General features: G+C 71.0%; 15 protein-coding genes. 4 read left to right on the forward strand and 11 right to left on the reverse strand.

The features are described 5' to 3' along the window. Window positions 1-4: 4 nt before the first annotated feature. Window positions 5-601, reverse strand: coding sequence for a 3-isopropylmalate dehydratase small subunit (leuD, locus tag AC3WXD_RS17870; protein WP_059412470.1), 597 nt, complete (start codon window positions 599-601; stop codon window positions 5-7). Then, on the reverse strand, window positions 588-2024 hold the full coding sequence (gene leuC, locus AC3WXD_RS17875) for a 3-isopropylmalate dehydratase large subunit (protein ID WP_020201921.1): 1437 nt from the start codon (window positions 2022-2024) through the stop codon (window positions 588-590). The genes leuD and leuC overlap by 14 nt, the downstream gene beginning before the upstream one ends. A 232-nt stretch (window positions 2025-2256) precedes the next feature. Here leuC and lhpI point away from each other — a divergent pair, with 232 nt between their 5' ends. Continuing rightward, window positions 2257-3210 carry a bifunctional Delta(1)-pyrroline-2-carboxylate/Delta(1)-piperideine-2-carboxylate reductase gene (lhpI, locus tag AC3WXD_RS17880; RefSeq protein WP_492324320.1) on the forward strand — a complete coding sequence of 318 codons (954 nt, stop codon included), beginning with the start codon at window positions 2257-2259 and terminating at the stop codon, window positions 3208-3210. Between the two features lie 32 nt (window positions 3211-3242). After that, on the forward strand, window positions 3243-3599 hold the full coding sequence (locus tag AC3WXD_RS17885; protein WP_029043366.1) for a RidA family protein: 357 nt from the start codon (window positions 3243-3245) through the stop codon (window positions 3597-3599). Window positions 3600-3695: 96 nt separating this feature from the next. On the opposite strand, the gene AC3WXD_RS17890 is transcribed toward AC3WXD_RS17885, so the two are convergent. The 9 genes from AC3WXD_RS17890 to AC3WXD_RS17930 form a co-directional block, all read right to left on the reverse strand. Further along, window positions 3696-4427, reverse strand: a complete 732-nt coding sequence (locus tag AC3WXD_RS17890) for a GGDEF domain-containing protein (protein WP_020201918.1) — start codon at window positions 4425-4427, stop codon at window positions 3696-3698. Between the two features lie 18 nt (window positions 4428-4445). Then, window positions 4446-4835 carry a DUF1987 domain-containing protein gene (locus AC3WXD_RS17895; RefSeq protein WP_020201917.1) on the reverse strand — a complete coding sequence of 130 codons (390 nt, stop codon included), beginning with the start codon at window positions 4833-4835 and terminating at the stop codon, window positions 4446-4448. 22 nt (window positions 4836-4857) lie between these two features. Further along, window positions 4858-5427: a SiaB family protein kinase gene (locus AC3WXD_RS17900; protein WP_020201916.1), complete on the reverse strand. Its 570-nt coding sequence runs from the start codon at window positions 5425-5427 to the stop codon at window positions 4858-4860. 43 nt (window positions 5428-5470) lie between these two features. Then, entirely contained in the window at window positions 5471-6721 is a 1251-nt protein-coding gene (locus AC3WXD_RS17905) for a SpoIIE family protein phosphatase (protein ID WP_029043365.1), read from the reverse strand. A 149-nt stretch (window positions 6722-6870) separates the two neighbouring features. Beyond that, the gene (locus AC3WXD_RS17910) at window positions 6871-7836 is read right to left on the reverse strand and encodes a type 2 periplasmic-binding domain-containing protein (protein ID WP_492324321.1); all 966 of its coding nucleotides are present in this window, start codon (window positions 7834-7836) and stop codon (window positions 6871-6873) included. Window positions 7837-7849: 13 nt separating this feature from the next. Then, on the reverse strand, window positions 7850-8623 hold the full coding sequence (locus tag AC3WXD_RS17915; protein ID WP_155888001.1) for an ABC transporter permease: 774 nt from the start codon (window positions 8621-8623) through the stop codon (window positions 7850-7852). 71 nt (window positions 8624-8694) lie between these two features. Continuing rightward, window positions 8695-9648 carry an ABC transporter ATP-binding protein gene (locus AC3WXD_RS17920; RefSeq protein WP_492324322.1) on the reverse strand — a complete coding sequence of 318 codons (954 nt, stop codon included), beginning with the start codon at window positions 9646-9648 and terminating at the stop codon, window positions 8695-8697. Between the two features lie 13 nt (window positions 9649-9661). Then, window positions 9662-10747, reverse strand: coding sequence for an ABC transporter substrate-binding protein (locus AC3WXD_RS17925; protein WP_492324323.1), 1086 nt, complete (start codon window positions 10745-10747; stop codon window positions 9662-9664). Window positions 10748-10937: 190 nt separating this feature from the next. Then, window positions 10938-11825, reverse strand: a complete 888-nt coding sequence (locus AC3WXD_RS17930; protein WP_059412614.1) for a LysR substrate-binding domain-containing protein — start codon at window positions 11823-11825, stop codon at window positions 10938-10940. Window positions 11826-12102: 277 nt separating this feature from the next. Between AC3WXD_RS17930 and AC3WXD_RS17935 the strand changes: the two genes are divergently transcribed. Together AC3WXD_RS17935 and AC3WXD_RS17940 are read left to right on the forward strand one after the other, a co-directional pair. After that, window positions 12103-13104 (forward strand): ornithine cyclodeaminase family protein, encoded by a 1002-nt coding sequence (locus tag AC3WXD_RS17935; RefSeq protein ID WP_454733652.1) that lies wholly within the window; start codon window positions 12103-12105, stop codon window positions 13102-13104. Further along, the gene (locus tag AC3WXD_RS17940) at window positions 13101-13919 is read left to right on the forward strand and encodes a phosphate/phosphite/phosphonate ABC transporter substrate-binding protein (protein ID WP_492324324.1); all 819 of its coding nucleotides are present in this window, start codon (window positions 13101-13103) and stop codon (window positions 13917-13919) included. Before AC3WXD_RS17935 ends, AC3WXD_RS17940 begins: the two co-directional genes overlap by 4 nt. Window positions 13920-14051: the final 132 nt, after the last annotated feature.

Below are 14051 nucleotides of genomic sequence, written 5' to 3' on the forward strand. Positions count from 1 at the left end.
GAGGTCAGGGAAAGCGGGTCTGCCGGGTCTGCTCGAAGCGGTCGATCGCGCCGGCCATCGACAGCGTCACGTCGATGTCGTCGAGGCCTTCGAGCAGGCAGTGCTTGCGGAAGGCGTCGATGTCGAAGCCACACGCGCGGCCGTCGGGCGCCGTCACCTGCTGGCGCGGCAGGTCCACGGCGATGCGCGCGCGCGGGATGGCCTCGATGCACGCGAACAGGTGCTCGACGAAGTCCGCCGGCAACACCACCGGCAGCACGCCGTTCTGGAAGCAGTTGTTGAAGAAGATGTCGCCGAAGCCCGGCGCCAGGATGGCGCGGAAGCCATAGTCGGCCAGCGTGAACACCGCATGCTCGCGCGACGAGCCGCAGCCGAAGTTGGCGCCGGCCACCAGCACCGAGGCGCCGGCGAACGCGGGCTGGTTGAGCACGAAGCCGGCGCGCGGCCGGCCCTGCGGATCGAAGCGCAGGTCGTGGAAGCAGTAGCGGCCGTAGTCTTCGCGCACCTTGTGCATGAAGCGGCCCGGCACGATCTGGTCGGTGTTGATGTCGGCCTCGCGCATCGGCGCGGCGATGCCGTGGACGTGCTCAAACGGCTGCATGGATCAGCTCCTCGCGATAGTCGGCCAGGCAGCCGTGCACGGCCGCGGCGGCGGCCATGCCGGGATTGACCAGATGGGTGCGCACGCCCGGCCCCTGCCTGCCGACGAAGTTGCGGTTGGTGGTGGAGACGCAGCGCTCGCCCGGGCGGCCGATGTCGCCGTTCACGCCGAGGCACATCGAGCAGCCCGGCGTGCCCCACTGCATGCCGGCCGCGGTGAACACGCGGTCCAGGCCCTCGGCCTCCGCCTGCGCCTTGACGAGGCCGGAGCCGGGCACCACCAGCGCCGGCACCTTCGCGCGGCGCCCGCGGACGACGCTGGCCGCGAGCCGGATGTCCTCGATGCGGCCGTTGGTGCACGAGCCGATGAAGACCCGGTCGACCGGCAGCCCGAGCAGGGCGCTGCCGGCTTCCAGCCCCATGTAGGCCAGCGCGCGGTCCACCGCGGCGCGGCGGTCCGCGTCGGCGATCTGCGCGAGCTCGGGAATGCGCTCGTCGATGCCGCAGCACTGCGACGGGTCGGTGCCCCAGGACACCAGGGGCACGATGGCGTCGGCGGCGATCGTCACGGTGCGGTCGAAGACCGCGCCGGGGTCGCCGCGCAGCGCCAGCCAGGCCGCGCTGCGGGCCGCCCACTCGGCGCCCGCGGGGGCGAAGGGCCGGCCGCGCAGATAGGCGAGGGTGGTGGCGTCGGGCGCGACCATGCCGGCGCGCGCGCCGGCCTCGATCGAGAGGTTGCACAGCGTCATGCGGCCCTCGACCGACAGCGCCTCGACCGCCGCGCCGCCATACTCGACGACGTGCCCGGCCGCGCCGCCCACGCCGACCTGGCGGATGAACGCGAGCGCCAGGTCCTTGGCGGTCACGCCCGGCGCGGGCATGCCGGTGAAGCGCGCCAGCAGCGTCTTCGGCCTGGCCTGCCACAGCGTCTGCGTGGCCAGCACGTGGCTGACCTCGCTGGCGCCGATGCCGAAGCCGAACGCGCCGAACGCGCCGTGGGTGGAGGTATGGCTGTCGCCGCAGACCACGGTCATGCCCGGCAGCGTCATGCCCTGCTCGGGGCCCACCACGTGGATGATGCCCTGGCGCCGGTCGCCGAGGCCGAAGTGGACGATGCCGTTGCGCGCGGCCTGCGCCGCCAGCCCCGCCACCATGTCGCGGCGGTCGTCATCGATGACGTCGGCGAGCCGGGTGCTGTGCGACGGCGCGTAGTGGTCCGGGATGGCGACGGTGGCCGCCGGCCGGCGGATCGGGATGCCGCGCCGGCTCAGCGTGTGGTACGACTCGGCGGGCAGGTCGTCGCTGAGATAGTGGCGGTCGACATAGAGCAGGGTCTGGCCGGACGCCTGCTCGAGGACCACATGGGCTTGCCAGATCTTCTCGAACAGCGACAGCGGCTGCGCGGCAGGGGAGGGGAGCGGCATGGGGCGAATCGGAGGGCTCGTGGGACATGTGTATGGCCAGCATCATGCATAGCGGCTCCGGCTTCGTATATTGCCGATTCGCGAGGCTGCCAACGCGAATGACGATGGCAGGCCGGCGCGGCGGTGATTACGATGAGTCCCGGTCCGGCGTGGGGCGCGCGCAGCGCCTCGCCCCGGCTTTCATCCCCGGTTTTCATCCCCTGCTTTCACCCCTCGCCGCCAGGAGTCCCCGTTGCTGCAACCCGATGCCGCCCTGCTCAAATCCCTGCTACCGTTTCCGCTGCTGATCCGGGCCCTGCGCGAGGCATTCGTCGCCGGCGCCACGGTGCCGCTGCGGCACACGCACGCCATCGGCGAGGCCGGCGCGCCCGATGCCGGCATCTCGCTGCTGATGCCGGCGTGGGACGCCGAAGGCTTCTACGGCGTCAAGATCGTCAACATCTACGAGGGCAACGCCGCGCGCGGCCTGCCGGGCCTGCACTCGACGTACATGCTCTACGACGCGCGCACCGGCGTGCCGCTGGCCATGTTCGACGGCAACGAGATCACCTCGCGGCGCACCGCGGCGGCGGCGGCGCTCGGCGCCGACTTCCTCGCGCGGCCCGACGCGCAGGCGCTGCTGGTGGTCGGCGCCGGCCGCGTGGGCAGCCTGGTGGCGCCCGCGATGGCCTGCGTGCGCCCGCTGGAGCGCATCGCGGTGTGGGACGTCGATGCCGAGGCCGCGCAGCGCTGCGCGCACGGCCTGCGCGAACAGGGCTATCCGGCCGTGGCGGCCGCTGACCTGGAGCCGGCCGCGCGCGCCGCGGACATCGTCAGCTGCGCCACGCTGGCCACCGCGCCGCTGATCCGCGCGGACTGGCTGGCGCCGGGCAGCCACCTGGACCTGATCGGCAGCTTCACGCCGCGCATGACCGAGGCCGAGCCGGCCTGCTTCGCCGGCGCGGGCGTATGGGTCGACACGGCGGAGGCAACGGCGAAGTCCGGCGACCTGATCAACGCCTTCGCGGCGGGCTGCCTCGCGCCGGAAGCGATCCGCGGCGACCTCGCGGGCCTGGCCCGCGGCACCGCCGCCGGACGCGGCGCGGCGCGCGAGCGCACGGTGTTCAAGGCCGTCGGGACGGCGCTGGAGGACCTGGCCGCCGCGCGGCTGGCCTGCCAGCAGCTGAGCGCGGCGCCGCGCGGATAATGTCACTGATACCAACCACGGAGCAAAAACGCATGACTCGCATTCAACGGTTCGAAACCAGCGCCCGGATGTCCCACGCGGTGGTGCACGGCGATACCGTCTACCTGGCCGGCGCGATCGCCGCCGACCTCGACGGCGACATCGCCGCCCAGTCCGCCGAAGCGCTGGCGGAGATCGAGCGCGTGCTGGCGCTGGCCGGCAGCGACAAGTCCAGCCTGCTGACGGCGCAGATCTGGCTGAAGGACCTGCCGCGCGATTTCGCCGCGATGAACGCGGTGTGGGAAGCGTGGGTGCCGGCCGGCCACGCGCCGGCGCGGGCCACCTGCCAGGCGGAGATGGCGGACCCCAGGGTGCTGGTGGAATTCATCGTCACGGCGGCGCTCGGCTGACGCGGCGGGGCGCGCGCCCGGCCATCGGGCAGCGCCCGAGTGGCGCTTGAGGGTGGCGCTTGAAGGTGGTGCCTGCGGCAGCCCCCGCGGCAGCGCTTAAGGCAGCGCCGCCTCGGACGCCTGGGCGCTGACCACCCGGTTGCGGCCGCTGCGCTTGGCCTCGTAGAGGGCCTCGTCGGCGCGCCCGTAGGCATATTCGAAGCTGGTGCCGCGCGGGTTCCAGCTCACGCCGAAGCTCGCCGTCACCTGCAGGTCGGGCGCCTCGGAGAAGGTGTGGTCGGCGATGCGCACGCGGATGCGGTTGGCCAGCTCCATCGCGGCGCCGAGCGGGCGCGCCGGCAGCAGCGCGGCGAACTCCTCGCCGCCCACGCGGCCGACCATGCCGGCGTCCAGCACGGTCTGCGTCAGGCATTCGGTGACGCCGCGGATCACCGCGTCGCCCACCGGGTGGCCCAGCGTGTCGTTGACGCGCTTGAAGTGGTCGATGTCCAGCACGATCAGCGCCAGGCTGCCGCCGGCCAGGATCAGGCCGGCCTGCTCGATCACCGCGCCGCGGTTGAGCGCGCCGGTCAGGGTGTCGCGCGTGGCGCGGAACTCGAGCTCGCGCGCCAGTTCCTGCAGGCGCTGGTTGAGCCGGTTCATTTCCAGTTCTTCGCGGTCGCTGCGCCGGATCAGGCGCCGCGTCTCGCGCATCAGCCGCTCGTAGTGGCCGATCAGCTCGCCGAGCGTGCGGCGATACGCCTGCGCGCCGGCATCCGGATTGCAGAAGACCGCGCGGGCCCCGGCCACGGCGCTGTTCTCCAACTCGAAAAGATCGGGCTCGGACATTCGGCGGATCGGCGCGGTTCAGGTGGCGGTGGTGGCGTGGTCGATGAACTCGATGGCCGGGAAGTCGGCGTGCAGCTCCTGCCCGAATTCCAGGATGGTGTCGTCGTCGACGTCGTGGTACCAGTTCACGATCACGCGGTTGCCTTTCTCGGCGGCGTCGTTCATGGCATCGAACATGCTGAACAGCACCTTGGTGCTGGAGCTGTTGAAGTAGGTCAGCGCCACGTGGACGGTGACCTCGGTGTCTTCGCACGCGGCCAGGTACTTGCGCATGCGCACGATCACGTCGCCGTAGAACACGGCGGCGTTCTCGGGGTAGGACTCGCCCCTGAGCGACAGCGTATGCTGCGCGAAGTCGAAATTCACCTCGGGCGAGGACGGGGTTGCGGCAATGAACAGGTTTTCCATGACGTTGTTTTTCTCGTCCTGCTCAGATCGTGGCGACCAGGTGGAACATGGTCGACGCCGGGTCCGCATCGATCGGCTGGAAGTTGAACTCCAGGGGAGCGCTGGCGTCGCGCGCCACGGTCAGGAAGCCCAGGCCGGCACCCTTGCTGCCCTCGGGCGACTCCGACCGCATGGTCTCCCGGTAGGCCTGCTTGATCTGGTCCAGCGTCATCGTGCGCAGCGGCTCGAGCGCGGCGCGCAGCTGCGCCACGCGCGAGATCGCCACGGGGTTGGAGCACATCAGGCGGTAGCGGTCGTCGATCATGCTGATGCATACGGAGCCGTGGCGGAGCTGGTCGGTGTCCTGGGTGGGCGGCGTCAGCGCGTCCGAGGAGTAATGGACGATATTCTGCGCCATTTCCACGAACGAGGAAAACAGCTTGCGCCGCGTCGAGTTGTCCACGCCGCTGACGGCGAGCTGCAGCCGCACCGCGTCCGACATGGCGGCGATGATGTTCTGGGAAAAATAGCCGACGTAGTAGAAGATCACGTTGCGTTCCCGGGCCATTTTGAAGAAGGCCCCATATTCGTTGTCAATCGAAGTACCGTTCATCGGCGTGGTGTCGTTGGCGTTGTTGTCAGGACTTGCTGCCCGCTTACTGAACGCGAAAGCAGAAGAAGGTCAGGTCGTCCCGGCGGTTCTGCTGCCCTTGCCAGGCGCTGTATTGCTCCAGCACGGCCTGATTGATGCGCGCGGCCGGCTCATGCCGGCTGGCGCGCACCGCTTCGCGGATGCGCCGCTTGCCGAAGGCGATCTCCTTGGGGCCGCCGATCTGGTCGACCAGCCCGTCGGTGGTGACGAACACCACGCTGCCGGGCACGGTCGGCACCACGCGGTTCCGCCAAGCGAAATCCATGCCCGTGTCGAGGTAGCCGGCGCCCATGCGCTCGCCTTCCACCATCTCGCCGTCCTCGTCGCCGGGGTGCAGCACGAACAGCGCGCTCTTCGCCCCGGCGAAGGACAGGTGCCGGCTGGCGTTGTCGAACCAGAAGAAGGCCGCGTCCAGGCCGTCGTTGGATTCCGCGGTGTCGCCGTAGCGCTCTTCCTGGCCGAGCATCTGCTTGATGCCGCGGTTGAGCGCCATGAGCAGCGCGCCGGGGTCGCGCGGGCCGCGCTGCTCGATGGCCTGGGTCAGGATGGAGGAGGCGATCAGCGTCATGAAGGCGCCCGGCACGCCGTGCCCGGTGCAGTCGGCCAGCGCGGCGAACCAGCCGTCCTCGAACGCCGCGAAGTGATAGAAATCGCCGCCGACCACGTCGCGCGGCTCCCACACCAGCCCGGCGTCGCCGAGCGTGCGGGCCATCGCCTCGCGCGAGGGCCGCAGCATCGAGCGCTGGATGATGCTGGCGTAGTCGATGCTGTGCATGATCTGGCGGTTCTTCTCGGCCTGCATGTCGGCCACCACCCGCATCAGCTGCAGGCCGCGCCCCAGGCCGAGGAAACGGCCCTCGCGCGCGACGATGAAGCCGTCCGCCAGCGCCTTCTCGCCGTATTCCACCGCCTTGAAGGTCAGCGCCTCGATGCTCATGGCCGCGTCCACCACCAGCGGCTCCTTGTCCATGAAGGCGATGCAGCTCTTGCGGTTGTACAGCTCGCGGTGGTAGGGCTTGCTCATCTGCGACATGAAAATCGCGCGGTTGATGAGCCCGATCGGCCGGTCGTCCTCGGTCACCGGCAGGCTGTCGAGGTCGCGGTGCCTGCCGAAGACGTCCAGCACGTCCTGGTTGGTCTGTTCCGTTGTCACCGACGGCGTGGCAACGCACAAGTCTTCCGCGCAAGGCTGGCGGAAGCGGGAACGCGCCGCGCGGGATTCGACCCTGCTGGTATCGGCCGGAGCGTCAGACATCGCCAAGGTATCCGGATTATTTCGAAGTCGCTGATTTTAGAAGTGGCGTATGTCTTCTATGTGACAGTTTCAAGAAAAGAGGGGATTAAGGGGGGTAACTTTCGCGAATGGCACGGGCGCGCGCCGGCCGCCGCCGGCAGTGCGGCCGTTCAGGCGTGGCAGACCAGGCCGCTTTGCAGCTCGCCTGCCTGGTAGGCGAGGTCGCCGGCGCGCTGCTCGCGCGCCCGCGCCAGGCCGCCGCCGCCGACCCAGTAGCGCACCGCGCGGTCCAGGTAGGCCGCGGAGTCCGGGTCGGGCTGGCGCAGGCCGATCTGCGCGCCGCCGTCGCCGTCCAGGTCCTGGTCCAGCACCCGGTAGAAGCGCCATTCCGGCAGGCCCGCCAGCCGCGCCAGCGCCAGCTTGTCCTCGGCCAGCGCCTGGCATTCGCCGGCCATGAAGGCGGCGACCGCGCGGATCGCCGACGCATAGACCACCGGGGCCGCATGATAGCGGCTGGCCAGTTCCCGCGCATACGGGCTGCCCTGCGCCACGCACACCGGCCGGCGCGCCAGGTCCCCGGCGCGCCGGTAGGGGCTGCCGCGCAGCGCGATCAGCCGGCCGCTGCCGCCCGCGTAGGGGCTTGCCACGCGCGGCTCGCCGGCGGCGCCGGGGCGGGCGCCGGCGATGACCAGGTCCGGCGCCGGCGCGCCGGCGCCGTGCGCGCGGCCGTCCGCGTCCAGCCCGACCAGCTTCACCGGTACCCGCAGGCGCTCGCCCAGGAAACGGGCCAGGCCGGCGTCGAAATCGTCGGGCCCGGGCGGGTTGGGCGCGCCGGGCGGCGCCGGCCGGGCGTACTCGCGCACGCCGACGACCAGCACGCCGCGGCGGCGCGCCCCAGCCAGCACCGGGCCCTGCGGCAGCGCGTCCCAGCGCGGCTCGGGCTGCAGCCGCTGCAGCAGGTCGAGGGCCGGCGCGGGCAGGCTCTCCACCGGCAGCCGCAGCGGCAGGCGGCCGAGCACGGCGGGAAGGCCGAGCCAGGCCAGCGCCAGCACCGTCACGGCAGCGGCCAGCGCGGCAGCCAGTATAGGCAGCCGCGGATGACCGCCGCGTGACGCCGCGCGCGGGAGCGGCGGCATGGTGGAAGACACGTCAGGCATTGAGGGTCAGCCCCCGGCGCCAGCGCGTGAGGCGGCGCTCGATGCGGGCCAGGATGAAGTTCAGCGCCAGCCCCAGCAGCGCCAGCAGCAGGATGCCCGCATACATGGCCGGGATCTGGAACACCTCCTGCGAATTCAGCGTGAGGAAACCCAGCCCGGAATGCGCGCCGATCATCTCGGCGGCGACCAGCGCCGTGATGCAGTAGGTGCCGGCCAGGCGGATGCCGGTGAAGATGGACGGCGACGCCGCCGGCAGCACCACCTTGCCGAACACGAACAGGCGCGACGCGCCCATCGAGCGCGCCGAGTTGATCAGCAGCTGGTCCACCTGCTTGACGCCGCTGATGGTGCTCAGCAGCACCGGCCAGAACGAGGCCCAGAAGATGATCGCTACCTTGGACAGCTCGCCGATGCCGAGGAACAGGATGAAGACCGGGAACAGCGCGAACGCCGAGGTCTGCCGGAACAGCTGCAGGATGGGGTCGACGATGGCTTCGAGCCGGCTGAACCAGCCCATCAGCAGGCCCAGCGCCACGCCCAGGCCGATCGCCAGCAGCAGCCCCCACAGCGAGCGCTGCAGGCTCGCGCCCACGTGCTTGAGCAGCTCGCCGCTCTGCGCCATCTGCCAGATGGCCGGCAGGATCTGCGACGGCGGGCTCAGGTAGGCCTCGCTGACGATGCCGGCGCGCGGCACCAGCTCCCACAGCAGCAGGAAGCCGACGATGCCGACCAGGCCCAGCGCGCGGTCGCCCAGGCGGGCGGCCAGCGAAGGGCCGGCAAGCCGGCGGATGGCGGCGGCCGGATGGCGCGCCGCGGAAGTGCTGACGGCGGGATCGCTCACAGGACGGCCTTGGCTTCGGTGGTGGCCGCCAGCGGCGCCGGGGTGGCGGCGCGCGCGGCGGATGTGGTGGACGCGGCGGACGTAGCGGACGCAAGGGACGCGGCAGGCTCGCCCGCCACGCGCTCGCCCGGGTTCGCGGTGGCGCCGAGCGGGCGCGGCACTGCGGCGCTGAACTGGACCTCGTCCTTGAGGATGTCCCAGGCCTGCTGGCGCAGCCGCACGAATGCCTCGGAGTTGCGCAGCTCGGGCTGGCGCGGGCGCGGCAGCGGCACGTCGATGATGGCCTTGACCGCGCCGGGCCGGCGCGTCATCACGGCGATGCGGTCGGACAGGAAGATGGCCTCGTCCAGGCTGTGCGTGATGAAGACGATGGTCTTGCGGTACTGCTCCCAGATCCGCAGCAGCTCGCCCTGCAGGATCTCGCGCGTCTGCGCGTCGAGCGCGGCGAACGGCTCGTCCATCAGCAGCACCTCGGGCTTGTAGGCCAGCGAGCGCGCGATCGCCACGCGCTGCTTCATGCCGCCCGAGATCTCGTGCGGGTAGCGCTCGCCGAAGCCTTCCAGCCCGACCAGTTCCAGATGCTCCTGCGCGATGCGGCGCCGCTCGGCGCGCTTGACGCCGCGGATCTCCAGCCCGACCTCGATGTTCTGCAGCACCGTGCGCCACGGGAACAGCGCATAGCCCTGGAACACCACGCCCTGGTCGCGGCTGATGCCGGCCAGCGGCTTGCCGTCGATGGCGATGTGGCCGCCGGTGCGCTCGGTCAGCCCGGCCAGGATGCTCAGGAAGGTGGACTTGCCGCAGCCGGACGGGCCCAGCACGGAAAGGAACTCGCCGTTGCGGATGGCGAGGTTGAAGTCCTGCAGCACGGCCACGTTCTCGGGCCGTCCGTTCTCGCCGCGCACGGCGTAGTCCATCTGCACGCCGCGCGCGAGGATCTTGTCGGTCATGATGCGCTGCCTCTCAGGCCTTCGCCTGGGCCTTGGCCGCGAACGGGTTGAACTCGTTGGTGTAGATGCTGGCGGCCGTCACCTTGCCCTTGGCCAGCTTGCCCTCGGCTTCCAGCACGTCGATGTAGTACTGGATCGGCGGCTCGGTCACCACCAGGTTGTCCACGTAGGCATAGCGGTCCACGTAGTCGAGCTGCAGCTTGATGCGCTCGGACACCAGCTTGCGCGCGTCCTCCGGGTTGGCGTTGACCCAGTTGGCGGCCTTGGCCAGCGCCGTCACCACGTCGCGCACCGACTCGGGATGCTCGCGGATGAACTTGCCGTGCGCGCTGTACGGCTGCATGCCGCCCAGGCCGCCGTCGAGGTCGAAGTCGCTCCACAGGCGCACCAGCTTGTCGGCATGGTCGGCGCGGCCCGAGAACGGCGCGTGGATGATGGCCAGGTCGGTATTGCCGGTGGCCAGCGTCTGCTCGGCCTGGTCGTCGGGGATCACCACGAAGTTGATCTTGGTGACGTCCACGCCCTTCTGGCGCAGGTAGGTCTTGGTGACGAACTCCGCGCACGCGCCGAAGCTGTTGATGCCGATGGTCTTGCCTTCGAGGTCCTTGGGCTGGCGGATGCCGGAGGCCTTGCGCACGAAGTACTTCATGTGCGGCGCGTCCTGCAGCGTCTTGTTGCCGGCCGCCACCACCTTGATGTCGGCGCCGCTGGCCACCGCGGAAATTACTAGCGGCACCATGCGCGAGCCGAAGTCGATCTCGCCGGTGCCGGTCAGTGGAATGATCTGCGGCGCGGCGACCTTGCCGATGTACTGCGGGCGCGTGTTGGTGCCCTCGAAATAGCCGAGCTGCTCGGCCAGGTAGACCAGGTCGAAGGTCGGGTTGTCCGGGTAGCGGAAGCGCACCTTGTCGCCCACCTTGGCCACCACCGCCGGCGCGCCGCCGGCCGCGCCATTTGCCGCGCCGCCGCCGGCCGCCTGCGGCGCGCCTTCGCGCGAGCAGGCCGCCAGCAGGGAGCCGAAGCCGCCGGCGGCGGCCAGCGAGGCCAGTTGCTTGAGAACGAGGCGGCGGGAGCCGGGGACGGAGGAGGGCGCTGGCATTCGAAGTTGTCCTGTCGGAATGTCCTGCCGGCGCGGGAGCGCATGCATCCTGCGCGTCGATGGCGGACGGGGATCAGCCCGGAGTATCGGCCAGCGCGGGCGCGCCACCAACGAAGGCTTTCAACTATGAATATCAGGTGGATGCAGCCGGCGCGCGACCGGCCTCGCGTCCTCACTCATTTGTCTTCACTCACTTCTTCATCAGCCGCCGGAGCGTCTCCACGAAATCCTGCGCCAGCCGCGACAGCGGCTCGGTCTGCACATGGAAGATCTGCACCGAGCCGCTGACCTTGGTCCGGACCGGCACCGCCACGATGCCCGGCCAGTCCTGGCCGAACACGGTCATGGCGTCCACCAGCGCGATGCCGGCGCCCGCCTGCGCCAGCGCGCGCGCCACGTGGGCCTGTTCCACCTGCACGCGCATGTCGGGCTGGTCGTCCTCGCCGCCGAACATCTCGCGCACCAGCAGCCCGAACGGCACGTCGGCGCCGTAGCCGATCAGCGGCTCGCCGGCCAGCTCGGCGGGCCGCACCGAGGCGCGCGCGGCGAGCCGGTGGCCGGCCGGCACCAGCGCCACGATGGGGTTGCGCACCAGCAGCCGCGCGGCCAGGTTGGGGTGCGCCAGCGGCATGTTGGAGATCGCCAGCTCGACCTGGCCGGACAGCAGCGCGCGCAGCATGTTGGCGGGGATCTGCGTGCGCACCACGATGCGGATGTCGGGGTGCGCCGCGCGGAACGCGGCGATCGCGCGCGGCAGCACGGTCTGGCCGAGGTTGGGGTTGCACGACACGCGCAGACTGCCGGTGCGCTTGGCGGCGAGGTCCTCGGCGATCTCGTTGACGCGCTCGATGCCCTCGTACACGGCATTGACCTCGCCGAGCAGGCGGCGCGCCTCGGGCGTCGGGTAGAGGCGGCCCTTGATGCGCTCGAACAGCGCCAGCCCCAGGCGCTGCTCGGTGTGCGACATGAGGCGGCTGATGGCCGGCTGCGACACGTAGAGCAGCTTGGAGGCGGCGCTGATCGAGCCGGTGAGCATGACGGCGCGGAAGACTTCGATCTGCCGGAGATTGAGTTTCATCGTGGTCGCGGGGCGGCCGGCGAAGGCCCGCGGCGGGCCCCGCCAGTCCATAACATGGTGTTAAGTCAGATGGACAAATAAGCATACGACATTCATGGCCGCGATACCTAAACTTGCTCTCGAAGGCGCCCCACGCCGGGCATTTCCGCCGCGGCGGCAGACGCGCACCACAGTGGTTCCGCCGGGCACGCCGATGGGGCGCCGATGCACCGGGCGCCGCGCGCGACGCACCGGGCGCGTGCATTCACTTACTTGAAACCTGAAGACAGGAGACGGCATGAGCGACATTCATCTGACCTACATCAACGGTCCCGACATCGCCAGACTGGCGATGACCGACGCGGAGATCCTCGATGCGGTCGAGCAGGGCCTGCTGGCGCAGGGCAACGGGCAGACCGTGATCGAGCCGCGCGTGCACCTGACGCCGGACCCGGCGTTCAACGGGCACTTCAACGTGCTGCGCGGCTACGTGGCGCCGCTGGGGCTGGCCGGCGTGAAGATCGTCGGCGACTACGTCGACAACTACAAGCTGGGGCTGCCGTCCGAGATGGCCATGCTCAACCTGTTCGACCCGCGCACCGGCATGCCGGTGGCGATGATCGACGCCACCTTCATCACCGACGCGCGCACCGGCGCCGTCACCGCGCTCGGCGCGCGCCACCTGGCCCGCCGCGACAGCAAGGTGCTGGGCCACATCGGCGCGCGCGGCACCGCGTACTGGAACGTGCGCCTGCTCGACAGCCTCTATGACTTCGACGAGATCCGCGTGCACTCGCGCCGCCCGGAAAGCCGTAACGCCTTCGCCGAGCGCCTGGCGCGCGACCTCGGCAAGAAGATCGTGGTCACGCAGGACTGGGAGTCGTGCGTGCGCGGCGCCGACATCGTGGTGGAAGCCTCGCGCCTGGAGCGCCCCACGCCGATGCTCAAGACCGAATGGATCAAGCCCGGCGCGTTCGTGGTGCCCTACGGCACCATGAGCGCGGTCGAGCTGTCGCTGACCGACATCATGGACAAGCTGGTGGTGGACGACTGGGGCCAGTGCAAGGGCGGCGTGCTCGGCTCGCTGCGCGCGCACGTGGAAGCCGGCAAGCTGTCCGAGCAGACCCTGTACGGCGAGCTCGGCGAGATCGTCGCCGGCCGCAAGCCGGGCCGGCAGAGCGACGCCGAGACCAACCTGTTCTGGCACCGCGGCCTGTCGCTGAGCGACATCGCGCTGGGCCACGCCATCCTGAAGAAGGCCGAGCGCATGGGGCTGGGCCAGAGGCTGGTCTACGCATGATCGCCAACGCACGCATGTACTCGGTGGCCGCGCCGGTGGCGCAGGCGTGGCGGGAGCTGTTCGCGCGCGTGGCGCAACGCGCCGGCGTGGACCTGCCGTACCTGGAGCATGCCGCGCCGGCGCCGGTCAGCGCCCTGTGGGCGCGGCCCGACTGCGGCTGCGTGTTCATGTGCGGCTTCCCCTACGTGAACGCCGCGGTGCGGCCGCGCCTGCTGGCCGCGCCGGTGCCCTCGCCCGAGCGCTACGGGCAGTGCCCGGTGTATTTCACCGAGTTCATCGTGCGGGCCGACGCGCCGGCCGCGGCGCTGGCGGACACCTTCGGCATGCGGCTCGCGCACATGCTGCCGGAGTCCAACTCGGGCTACAACGCGCCGCGCCATTTTCTGCTGCGCCAGGCCGCGCCCGGCACGCGCGCGCCGTACCGCCCGGCCGACACGCCCACGCCGACGCCCAACGAAGTGATCGATGCCGTGCTCGCCGGCCGCGCGGACGTGGGCGTGGTGGATAGCTACGTGCTGGACCTGCTGCGCCTGCACGCGCCCGCGCGCATGGCGCGGCTCAGGACGCTGGCGGCGACGCCGGCGTCGCCGGTGCCGGCGCTGGTGGCCTCGCCCGCGCTGGGCGACACCGCCGCCGCGCGCATCCGCATGGCGCTGCTCGACCTGCACCGCGACGCCGGCAACGCGGCGCTGCTGGCCAGCCTGTGCCTGGCGCGCTTCGCGCTGGTGGAGGAGGCCGACTACGCCGTGCTCGCCGGCTACGCGCGCGAGGCCGACGCCGCCGGCTTCGCGCTGACCGGCACTGGCGTTCCCTGACCATCGCGCGCGCGCCGGCGGCCTGCCGGCGCGCGCGCGCCAGCGCGTCGGCAATGCGCCCCAGCAGGCTGTTGATCTCGCTGACCAGCGGCACCACTTAGGCCGGCCACCTGCCGCCCAGCCGGCTTTCGC

It is taken from the genome of Cupriavidus sp. FW216-B1 (assembly GCF_058789195.1).

What these genes read in the sequence shown, in the direction of transcription:
- AC3WXD_RS17920 (WP_492324322.1), bottom strand. Translation starts at nt 9,648, where the DNA reads ATGACCGACAAGATCCTCGCGCGCGGCGTGCAGATGGACTACGCCGTG.
- AC3WXD_RS17935 (WP_454733652.1), top strand. Translation starts at nt 12,103, where the DNA reads ATGAGCGACATTCATCTGACCTACATCAACGGTCCCGACATCGCCAGA.
- AC3WXD_RS17905 (WP_029043365.1), bottom strand. Translation starts at nt 6,721, where the DNA reads ATGTCTGACGCTCCGGCCGATACCAGCAGGGTCGAATCCCGCGCGGCG.
- AC3WXD_RS17925 (WP_492324323.1), bottom strand. Translation starts at nt 10,747, where the DNA reads ATGCCAGCGCCCTCCTCCGTCCCCGGCTCCCGCCGCCTCGTTCTCAAG.
- AC3WXD_RS17895 (WP_020201917.1), bottom strand. Translation starts at nt 4,835, where the DNA reads ATGGAAAACCTGTTCATTGCCGCAACCCCGTCCTCGCCCGAGGTGAAT.
- AC3WXD_RS17890 (WP_020201918.1), bottom strand. Translation starts at nt 4,427, where the DNA reads ATGTCCGAGCCCGATCTTTTCGAGTTGGAGAACAGCGCCGTGGCCGGG.
- AC3WXD_RS17930 (WP_059412614.1), bottom strand. Translation starts at nt 11,825, where the DNA reads ATGAAACTCAATCTCCGGCAGATCGAAGTCTTCCGCGCCGTCATGCTC.
- AC3WXD_RS17885 (WP_029043366.1), top strand. Translation starts at nt 3,243, where the DNA reads ATGACTCGCATTCAACGGTTCGAAACCAGCGCCCGGATGTCCCACGCG.
- leuD (WP_059412470.1), bottom strand. Translation starts at nt 601, where the DNA reads ATGCAGCCGTTTGAGCACGTCCACGGCATCGCCGCGCCGATGCGCGAG.
- AC3WXD_RS17900 (WP_020201916.1), bottom strand. Translation starts at nt 5,427, where the DNA reads ATGAACGGTACTTCGATTGACAACGAATATGGGGCCTTCTTCAAAATG.
- leuC (WP_020201921.1), bottom strand. Translation starts at nt 2,024, where the DNA reads ATGCCGCTCCCCTCCCCTGCCGCGCAGCCGCTGTCGCTGTTCGAGAAG.
- AC3WXD_RS17910 (WP_492324321.1), bottom strand. Translation starts at nt 7,836, where the DNA reads ATGCCGCCGCTCCCGCGCGCGGCGTCACGCGGCGGTCATCCGCGGCTG.
- AC3WXD_RS17940 (WP_492324324.1), top strand. Translation starts at nt 13,101, where the DNA reads ATGATCGCCAACGCACGCATGTACTCGGTGGCCGCGCCGGTGGCGCAG.